Annotated in this window: 7 protein-coding genes; 5 read left to right on the plus strand and 2 right to left on the minus strand. The window is 63.4% G+C overall.

Features of this window, described 5'->3' with window-relative positions:
- The first annotated feature begins 29 nt into the window (after positions 1-29).
- Together DK261_RS08250 and rarD are read left to right on the plus strand one after the other, a co-directional pair.
- Positions 30-1,004 carry a serine/threonine protein kinase gene (locus tag DK261_RS08250; RefSeq protein WP_009051201.1) on the plus strand — a complete coding sequence of 325 codons (975 nt, stop codon included), beginning with the start codon at positions 30-32 and terminating at the stop codon, positions 1,002-1,004.
- 220 nt (positions 1,005-1,224) lie between these two features.
- Positions 1,225-2,112: an EamA family transporter RarD gene (rarD, locus tag DK261_RS08255; protein ID WP_038636302.1), complete on the plus strand. Its 888-nt coding sequence runs from the start codon at positions 1,225-1,227 to the stop codon at positions 2,110-2,112.
- Positions 2,113-2,336: 224 nt separating this feature from the next.
- Here the strand turns inward: rarD and DK261_RS08260 are convergent, their stop codons facing one another.
- Entirely contained in the window at positions 2,337-2,855 is a 519-nt protein-coding gene (locus DK261_RS08260) for a glycine cleavage system protein R (protein ID WP_009051203.1), read from the minus strand.
- Positions 2,856-3,350: 495 nt separating this feature from the next.
- Here DK261_RS08260 and DK261_RS08265 point away from each other — a divergent pair, with 495 nt between their 5' ends.
- On the plus strand, positions 3,351-5,540 hold the full coding sequence (locus tag DK261_RS08265) for a malate synthase G (protein ID WP_009051204.1): 2,190 nt from the start codon (positions 3,351-3,353) through the stop codon (positions 5,538-5,540).
- A 117-nt stretch (positions 5,541-5,657) separates the two neighbouring features.
- On the opposite strand, the gene DK261_RS08270 is transcribed toward DK261_RS08265, so the two are convergent.
- Positions 5,658-6,104, minus strand: coding sequence for a response regulator (locus DK261_RS08270; RefSeq protein ID WP_009045922.1), 447 nt, complete (start codon positions 6,102-6,104; stop codon positions 5,658-5,660).
- A 253-nt stretch (positions 6,105-6,357) separates the two neighbouring features.
- On the opposite strand from DK261_RS08270, the gene DK261_RS08275 reads away from it, so the two are divergent.
- Together DK261_RS08275 and DK261_RS08280 are read left to right on the plus strand one after the other, a co-directional pair.
- Entirely contained in the window at positions 6,358-8,298 is a 1,941-nt protein-coding gene (locus DK261_RS08275; protein ID WP_110175544.1) for a putative nucleotidyltransferase substrate binding domain-containing protein, read from the plus strand.
- Complete coding sequence (locus DK261_RS08280) at positions 8,295-9,002, plus strand: PolC-type DNA polymerase III (protein ID WP_009051206.1); 708 nt, start codon at positions 8,295-8,297, stop codon at positions 9,000-9,002. Before DK261_RS08275 ends, DK261_RS08280 begins: the two co-directional genes overlap by 4 nt.
- The last annotated feature ends 162 nt before the right edge of the window (positions 9,003-9,164 follow it).

Here is a 9,164-nt window from a genome sequence, read left to right on the forward strand (position 1 = left end):
GCAGCAGCCTGCTGCGCGCAGGAGTCAGCATGTCTCACCCGTTCGAAACCCTTACCCCTGATCTAGTCCTCGATGCCGTCGAAAGCATCGGTTTTCTCAGCGACGCCCGTGTCCTGGCACTCAACAGTTACGAAAACCGTGTCTACCAGGTCGGCATCGAAGACGGCGAGCCGCTGATCGCCAAGTTCTACCGTCCGCAGCGCTGGACCAACGAGGCAATTCTCGAAGAGCACCGCTTCACCTTCGAACTCGCCGAATGCGAAGTACCGGTGGTGGCGCCGCTGATTCACCAGGGCGAAAGCCTGTTCGAGCATCAAGGCTTCCGCTTCACCCTGTTCCCGCGCCGTGGCGGCCGGGCGCCGGAACCCGGCAACCTCGACCAGTTGTATCGCCTGGGGCAATTGCTCGGCCGCCTGCATGCGGTCGGCGCCACCCGCCCGTTCGAGCATCGCGAAGCGCTGGGGGTGAAGAACTTCGGCCACGACTCGCTGACCACCCTGCTGGAAGGCGACTTCGTGCCCAAGAGCCTGCTGCCGGCCTATGAGTCGGTGGCCCGCGACCTGCTCAAGCGGGTGGAAGAGGTCTACCAGGCCACGCCGCACCAGAACATCCGCATGCATGGCGACTGCCATCCCGGCAACATGATGTGCCGCGACGAGGTGTTCCATATCGTCGACCTCGACGACTGCCGCATGGGCCCGGCGGTACAGGACCTGTGGATGATGCTCGCCGGCGATCGCCAGGAATGCCTGGGCCAGCTGTCGGAGCTGATGGATGGCTACAGCGAGTTCCACGACTTCGACCCGCGCGAACTGGCGCTGATCGAACCGCTGCGCGCCCTGCGCCTGATGCACTACAGCGCCTGGCTGGCGCGGCGCTGGGACGACCCGGCGTTCCCGCGCAGCTTCCCCTGGTTCGGCAGCGAGCGTTACTGGGGCGACCAGGTGCTGGCGTTGCGCGAGCAACTTTCGGCGCTCAACGAAGAACCCTTGAAGCTGTTCTGACCCCAGCCTTTATCGGATCTGTAGGAGCGAGGCTTGCCCGCGATAGCCTCGCCGCGATGAGTCTGATGCACCGCGGTGTCTTGATCGCGGGCAAGCCTCGCTCCTACAGAAGCCGGATCGATCAGAAAAGCAGCTCATCGCGATTACGCTGACAAAGACACAGCCTGATAAACCTCCTTACAATCACTGCCTTTGTTAGCTGCCTAAGCAAGGATTCTGCATGCAAGCCGCCAACCCGCGTCGCGGGTACATCCTGGGCCTGAGTGCCTACATCATCTGGGGCCTGTTCCCGATCTACTTCAAAGCCATCGCCAACGTGCCCGCTGTGGAAATCATCATCCACCGGGTGCTCTGGTCCGCGCTGTTCGGCGCGTTGCTGCTGATGGTCTGGAAGCATCCCGGCTGGTGGCGCGAGTTGCGGGACAACCCCAAGCGCCTGGCAATCCTGGCCCTGAGCGGCACCCTGATCGCGGCCAACTGGCTGACCTATGTCTGGTCGGTGAATAACGGGCGCATGCTCGAGGCCAGCCTGGGTTACTACATCAACCCGCTGGTGAACGTGCTGCTGGGCATGCTGATCCTCGGTGAGCGGCTGCGGCGCTTGCAGTGGCTGGCGGTGGGCCTGGCGACGGTCGGCGTGGCGCAGCAGGTGTGGCAGGTCGGCAGCCTGCCCTGGGTCTCGCTGGTGCTGGCGCTGACCTTCGGTTTCTACGGGCTGATCCGCAAGCAGGCACCGGTCAAGGCACTGCCGGGGCTGGTGGTGGAAACCTGGATGCTGGTGCCGATCGCCCTCGCCTGGCTCTTGTTCAACCCCACCGCGACCAGTGCCCAGGCGGCCTTCTGGACCAGCTCCGAAGCCTGGTGGCTGGTGGCGGCCGGTCCCGTCACCCTGGTGCCGCTGGTGTGCTTCAACGCCGCCGCCCGTCACCTGCCCTACACCACCCTGGGCTTCTTGCAGTACCTGGCGCCGACCCTGGTGCTGCTGCAGGCGGTACTGCTGTTCGGCGAACACCTGTCGTCGAGCACCCTGGTGGCGTTCATGTTTATCTGGGCCGGCCTGGCGGTGTACAGCGTGGATGCCTGGTTGAGCCTGCGCAAACGCAGCTGATCAATAAACGTACAAACCTCTACAGGCCACGGTTGGCGTGGCCTGCATCTATCCTTCCCAAGGTTATCCACAGCGTGATCCCCGCCGTTTGTGCACAAGCCCTTGAAACTGCTGGTTTTTTGATCAGATCTTGGAAAGCCGCGGCCGGCTTGGGCCAGAGGCGAGTCTCTACAGGTTATCCACAGGCGCATGCACGCTAAAACTGGATAACCTGCCCTTTCGGTTCACACCTCGCTGCGCAGCACCAACTCCACCATCAAATCATCCGCCAGGGTTTCCAGGCGCGACTGCAGGACATCGAGGGACAAGGTCAGCGGCACCGCCAGGATCGCTTCGGCGTGGAACAGCGGCTCGCTGCTCATGGGCGCCGGGCGCACTTCGGTCACCAGTCGCTCCAGATTCACCCCCTGCTCGCTCAACAGGCGGGTGATGTCGCGCACGATGCCCGGCCGGTCGTTGCCCACCAACTCCATGGAGATCGGCTTCCAGGTGCAGGACTGTTCGATACCGCTTTCGGCGATCAGCACCCGAATGCCCTGGGCCGCCAAGCCCTGCAAGGCGTCCACCAGCTCGTCGTAGGCCTCCGCCGGCACACCGACCCGCAGGATGCCGGCGAACTGCCCCGCCATGCGCGACATGCGGCTCTCCAGCCAGTTACCGCCGTGCGCGGCGATGCATTGGGCGATGCGCTCGACCTGTCCGGGCTTGTCCGGGGCGAATACGGTGAGTACGAGGTGGTCCATGGCGCAACCCTCTGTCAGGACTTTTGTTATAGAAAATCAAGTATAGGCAAGGCTCGTCCTGCCGCTTCCCTTGCGCCTACAGGCAAGGCGCAAAGCATGAAAACAGCGCGCTGCCGCTGCCGGAATATAAATCGTGTACAACTCCTTAGATTTATATGGAACAATTCAATAGTTTTTTGAGAACATCCTGTTCCCCAGCGTGACCGCTCCGCGAACTTGGGTCGCGGAACGACGTATTTAGTCTAATTTTCACAACCGCAATTCATCATGTAGTATGCCGCAGCGCGCACTACATAACGTTGGATCGATGTCTGCCAAGGCGCAGTCGCAACCCTGAAAGCCCTGTCAGCAAGGCTTCAAGCCGTTGATTGGAACCATCCCAGCCGCCCGCGATGGCATGTACTGGTAGAGGGGTTTGTGGTTTAAATGGCCAGAGGCTTCATTGTTAATTTGAAGAGCTGAAAAGCGAAATAGCTGAGCAGAGTGAGGCAAGCAATGACTGAACACGTTCAAGTCGGTGGCCTGCAGGTCGCCAAAGTCCTGTTCGACTTCGTGAACAACGAAGCCATTCCCGGTACCGGCCTCACCGCCGACAAGTTCTGGGCCGGCGCCGACAAGGTCATCCACGACCTGGCGCCGAAGAACAAAGCCCTACTCGCCAAACGCGACGATTTCCAGGCGCGTATCGATGCCTGGCACCAATCCCGTAGAGCTCCTGAGAAAGCCCAGGCCCACGACCCGATCGCCTACAAAGCCTTCCTGCAAGACATCGGTTATCTGCTGCCAGAAGCGGCGGACTTCCAGGCCACGACGCAAAACGTCGATGACGAGATCGCCCGCACGGCCGGTCCGCAGCTGGTGGTCCCGGTGATGAATGCCCGTTTTGCCCTCAACGCCTCCAACGCCCGCTGGGGCTCGCTGTACGACGCGCTTTATGGCACCGACGCCATCAGCGAAGCCGACGGCGCGGAAAAAGGCAAAGGCTACAACAAGGTGCGCGGCGACAAGGTCATCGCCTTCGCCCGCGCCTTCCTCGACGAGGCCGCGCCATTGGCTGCCGGCTCCCATGTCGACTCCACCGGCTACAAAATCGTCGACGGCAAGCTGGTGGTCGCCCTCAAGGGTGGCAGCAACAGCGGCCTGCGCGACGACGCCCAGCTGATCGGCTACCACGGCGATGCCGCGGCCCCGACCGCGGTCCTGCTGAAACACAACGGCCTGCATTTCGAGATCCAGATCGACGCCAGCAGCCCGGTCGGCCAGACCGACGCCGCCGGCGTAAAAGACGTGCTGATGGAAGCGGCCCTGACCACCATCATGGACTGCGAAGACTCGGTCGCCGCCGTCGACGCCGATGACAAGGTGGTGATCTACCGCAACTGGCTCGGCCTGATGAAGGGCGACCTGGCCGAAGAAGTGGCCAAGGGCGGCCAGACCTTCACCCGCACCATGAACGCCGACCGCGAATACACCGCGCCCAACGGCGGCAGTGTGAAGCTGCACGGTCGTTCGCTGCTGTTCGTGCGTAACGTCGGCCACCTGATGACCATCGACGCGATCCTCGACAGCCAAGGCAACGAAGTGCCGGAAGGCATCCTCGACGGCCTGGTCACCAGCCTCGCAGCGATCCACAACCTCAACGGCAACACCTCGCGCACCAACAGCCGCACCGGCTCGGTGTACATCGTGAAGCCGAAGATGCACGGTCCGGAAGAAGCCGCGTTCACCAACGAGCTGTTCGGGCGCATCGAAGACGTGCTGGAACTGCCGCGCAACACCCTGAAAGTCGGGATCATGGACGAGGAGCGCCGCACCACGGTCAACCTCAAGGCCTGCATCAAGGCCGCCAGCGAGCGCGTGGTGTTCATCAACACCGGCTTCCTCGACCGTACCGGCGACGAAATCCACACCTCCATGGAAGCCGGCGCCGTGGTGCGCAAGGCCGAGATGAAGGCCGCCAAGTGGATCGGCGCCTATGAGAACTGGAACGTCGATATTGGCCTGAGCACCGGCCTGCAAGGTCGCGCGCAGATCGGTAAAGGCATGTGGGCCATGCCGGACCTGATGGCCGCCATGCTCGAACAGAAAATCGCTCATCCGCTGGCCGGCGCCAACACCGCCTGGGTACCCTCGCCCACCGCCGCGGCCCTGCACGCCCTGCACTACCACAAGGTCGACGTGTTCGCCCGCCAGGCCGAGCTGGCCAAGCGTGCCCGCGCTTCGGTGGACGACATCCTGACCATTCCGCTGGCCAGCAACACCAACTGGTCGGCCGAAGAGATCAAGAACGAACTGGACAACAACGCCCAGGGCATTCTCGGCTACGTGGTGCGCTGGATCGACCAGGGCGTCGGCTGTTCCAAGGTGCCGGACATCAACGATGTCGGCCTGATGGAAGACCGCGCTACCCTGCGCATCTCCAGCCAGCACATCGCCAACTGGCTGCGCCATGGCGTCGTCACCGAAGCCCAGGTCATGGAAAGCCTCAAGCGCATGGCGCCCGTGGTGGACCGGCAGAACGCCGGCGACACCCTGTACCGTCCGCTGGCCCCGAACTTCGACAGCAACATCGCCTTCCAGGCGGCGGTCGAACTGGTGATCGAAGGCACCAAGCAGCCGAACGGCTACACCGAGCCGGTACTGCACCGTCGTCGTCGCGAGTTCAAGGCCCGCAACGGCCTGTGATCCTGCGTTAACGCGGTAAAAGAAAAAGCCCTGGTCGCACGATCAGGGCTTTTTTGTTTGGGGCCGAGGCAGCTATCGCGAGCAAGCTCGCTCCTACAGGGGACGTGGGGCACATACTTAGCGCACCACCCCCAGCTCATGCTTGACCAGCGCCAGCAGCTTGCCGGTGTCGATCGGCTTGAGCAGGAAATCCACCACGCTCAGGTGCATGGCCGCGATGGCGTCACGCACATCGGCATCCCCGGAAATGATAATGATCGGCAGCGCCGCCCGCTCCGACTCTCGCACCTGGCGGATCAGGTCCAGGCCGTTACAGGGGGCCATGCGCAGATCGGTGATCAGCAGTCCGATCGATTTGTTCGAGTTCAACAGTTCAAGTGCGGCCTTGCCACTGGCTGCGGTCATGCAGCGAATGCCATCCAGCCCCAGAATTTCCGACAGCAACTCACGGGCATCCTTGTCATCGTCGGCAATCAACACGCGCTGGGGCGGCAGATCAGGCTCGAGCATCACGGCGTTCAGCGCCTCGCGCTCGGCATCACTCAAAATATCGTGGTCGGACATGGCTTTCTCTACATATTCAGATCGATCCCCTAGCACAGTGGTCAGACATCGCTAAGCAGGCCTCCAATGTGCACTTCGTCGGATTTTTTTCCAAGAGGCCGGATAAGTACTTTTTTCACGGTTTTGACACCTGCTTGAAGCGAATTAACAGGTGCAGACCCGCTACCTAGACTTACGTCCAATGGGCACCCGGCAGCGTGGGACCGACCATGACCCAAGACCCGACCACAACAAATCCAAAAAGACTGCGGTAATGGTTATGAGTAAAGCGGATGCCTTCACCCAGGCAGGGAAAACCGCGGTGTTGCAGAACATCCACGGCACGATGCAGTTTCTCCAGCGGTTCCCCCCTTTCAATCAGATGGAAAACGCTCACCTGGTGTACCTGGTCGAGCAATGCCAACTGCGTTTCTACGGCCCCGGCGAGAGCATCATCAAACCCGCCGACGGCCCGGTCGAACACTTCTATATCGTCAAGCAGGGCCGGGTGGTCGGCGAGCGCCAGCACGCCCTCAAGGGCGGCACCGAAACCACTTTCGAGATCACCGCCGGCGAGTGTTTCCCCCTTGCCGCGCTGCTGGGCGAGCGCGCCACCCGCACCGAACACCTGGCGGCCGAGGACACCTTCTGCCTGCAATTGAACAAGCCGGCCTTCATCAAGCTGTTCGCCCTCTGCGCGGTGTTCCGCGATTTCGCCCTGCGCGGCGTCAGCAGCCTGTTGGACCAGGTCAACCAGCAGGTCCAGCAAAAGGCCGTGGAAACCCTCGGCACCCAGTACTCCCTCAATACCCGGCTGGGCGAGTTGGCGATGCGCCACCCGGTGACCTGCAGGCCGTCCACCCCGCTGCGCGAAGCCGTGAGCCTGATGCACGAGCAGCAGGTCGGCAGCATCGTGGTGGTGGATGAACACAAGGCGCCGCTCGGCATTTTCACCCTGCGTGACCTGCGCCAGGTGGTGGCCGACGGTACCAGCGACTTCAACCAGGGCATCGAACGACACATGACCCAGGCGCCGTTCGCCCTGTCGCCGGACCACAGCGCATTCGACGCCGCCATCGCCATGACCGAGCGGCACATCGCCCACGTCTGCCTGGTAAAAGAGCAGCGCCTGTGCGGCGTGGTTTCCGAGCGCGACCTGTTTTCCCTGCAACGGGTCGACCTGGTGCACCTGGCGCGGACCATCCGCAACGCGCCACGCATCGACAACCTGGTGGCGATCCGCGGCGAGATCGGCCAGCTGGTGGAGCGCATGCTGGCCCATGGCGCGTCCTCGACCCAGATCACCCACATCATCACCCTGCTCAACGACCACACGGTGTGCCGGGTCATCGAACTGACCCTGGCCGACAAGGGCGACCCGGGCGTGCCGTTCAGTTGGCTGTGTTTCGGCAGCGAAGGCCGGCGCGAGCAGACCCTGCACACCGACCAGGACAACGGCATCCTGTTCGAAGCCCGCGATGCGGCCCATGCGGCACAGATCCGCGGCAAGCTGCTGCCCCTGGCGCAGCAGATCAACCAGAGCCTGGCGCTGTGCGGCTTCACCCTGTGCAAGGGCAACATCATGGCCGGCAACCCCGAGCTGTGCCTGTCCCGGGCCGAGTGGGCACGGCGCTTCGCCGCCTTCATCCGGGAGGCCACGCCGGAGAACCTGCTGGGTTCGAGCATCTATTTCGACCTGCGGGTAGTCTGGGGCGACGAGCAAGGCTGTGCCCAACTGCGCCGTGGCATCCTCGACCAGGTCGGCGACAACCGCCTGTTCCAGCGCATGATGGCCGAGAACGCGCTGCGCCAGCGCCCGCCGGTAGGGCGTTTCCGTGAATTCGTCCTGGCCAGGAAGAACGGCGAAAAAGCCACCCTCGACCTCAAGGTCCAGGGCCTCACCCCCTTCGTCGACGGCGCCCGCCTGCTGGCCCTGGCCAACGGCATCGACGCCAACAACACCCTGGAGCGCCTGCGCCAGCTGGTGGCCAGGGAAGTCATCGAAACCCTCGACGGCGCCGCGTATGAAGAGGCCTATCACTTCATCCAGCAGACCCGCATGCAACAGCACCAATTGCAGACCCGGCAGAACCTGCCCTACTCCAACCGCGTCGACCCGGACAGCCTCAACCACCTGGACCGGCGCATCCTGCGCGAGTCGCTGCGCCAGGCCCAGCGCCTGCAAAGCAGCCTGGCGCTGAGGTACCAGCTATGAGCCTGTTCGCCTGGTTGCGCCCGGCCAGCGCGGCACTCAGCGCCGAACAGCAACAACGCCGCGAGCGCCTGCCCGTAGCCCCGCCGCTGGGCGAATGCAGCCTGCGCGAACAGCGCTGGGTGGTGCTGGACCTGGAAACCACCGGGCTCAACCTCAACCGCGACCAGGTGCTGTCCATTGGCGCGGTGGTGATCGAAGACGGCGCCATCGACTTCGGCCAGCAGTTCGAACGCACCTTGCAGCGTACCGACCACAAGCTCAGCCCCAGTGTGCTGATTCATGGCCTCGGCCCGAGCGCGATCGCCGCGGGCAGCGACCCGGTGGAGGCCTTGCTGGATTTCATGGAGTTCGTTGGCGACAGCCCGCTGCTGGCCTTCCATGCGCCGTTCGACCAGCACATGCTCGGCCGGGCCCTGAAGGACAGCCTGGGTTATCGCCTGCAGCATCCGTTCCTCGACGTCGCCGAAATGGCCCCGCTGCTCTGCCCCCAGGCGCATATCCGCGAAGCCGGGCTGGATGACTGGATGGGTTACTTCAAGCTGCAGGCCGGCGAACGCCACCATGCCGCCGCCGACGCCCTGGCCACCGCCGAGCTGGCGCTGATCCTGTTCAGCCGCGCCCGCCAGCAGCAGATCCACAGCCCGCTGAACCTGCAACAGCGGCTCAGCCAATGGAAGCGCCGGCAGCAAACCCACTCCTTCTGATCTGTAGCCGCTGCCGAGCGCCAGCGAGGCTGCGATCGAGCGCGTAGCGCTCGCCATCCAGACAGCGCGTTCCGCCTGACAGACTGCAAACTCAGGCTTTGCGGCCACTACGTCGGAATGCCGCCCAGACCGATCGCAGCCTCGCTGGCGCTCGGCAGCGGC

This window comes from Pseudomonas sp. RW409 (genome assembly GCF_003184125.1).
Taxonomy (GTDB): domain Bacteria; phylum Pseudomonadota; class Gammaproteobacteria; order Pseudomonadales; family Pseudomonadaceae; genus Aquipseudomonas; species Aquipseudomonas chlororaphis_I.

Excerpts from the sequence above, each read along its gene's own strand:
- DK261_RS08275 (WP_110175544.1), top strand. The coding sequence starts at position 6,358 with ATGGTTATGAGTAAAGCGGATGCCTTCACCCAGGCAGGGAAAACCGCG.
- DK261_RS08270 (WP_009045922.1), bottom strand. The coding sequence starts at position 6,104 with ATGTCCGACCACGATATTTTGAGTGATGCCGAGCGCGAGGCGCTGAAC.
- DK261_RS08260 (WP_009051203.1), bottom strand. The coding sequence starts at position 2,855 with ATGGACCACCTCGTACTCACCGTATTCGCCCCGGACAAGCCCGGACAG.
- DK261_RS08250 (WP_009051201.1), top strand. The coding sequence starts at position 30 with ATGTCTCACCCGTTCGAAACCCTTACCCCTGATCTAGTCCTCGATGCC.
- DK261_RS08280 (WP_009051206.1), top strand. The coding sequence starts at position 8,295 with ATGAGCCTGTTCGCCTGGTTGCGCCCGGCCAGCGCGGCACTCAGCGCC.
- rarD (WP_038636302.1), top strand. The coding sequence starts at position 1,225 with ATGCAAGCCGCCAACCCGCGTCGCGGGTACATCCTGGGCCTGAGTGCC.
- DK261_RS08265 (WP_009051204.1), top strand. The coding sequence starts at position 3,351 with ATGACTGAACACGTTCAAGTCGGTGGCCTGCAGGTCGCCAAAGTCCTG.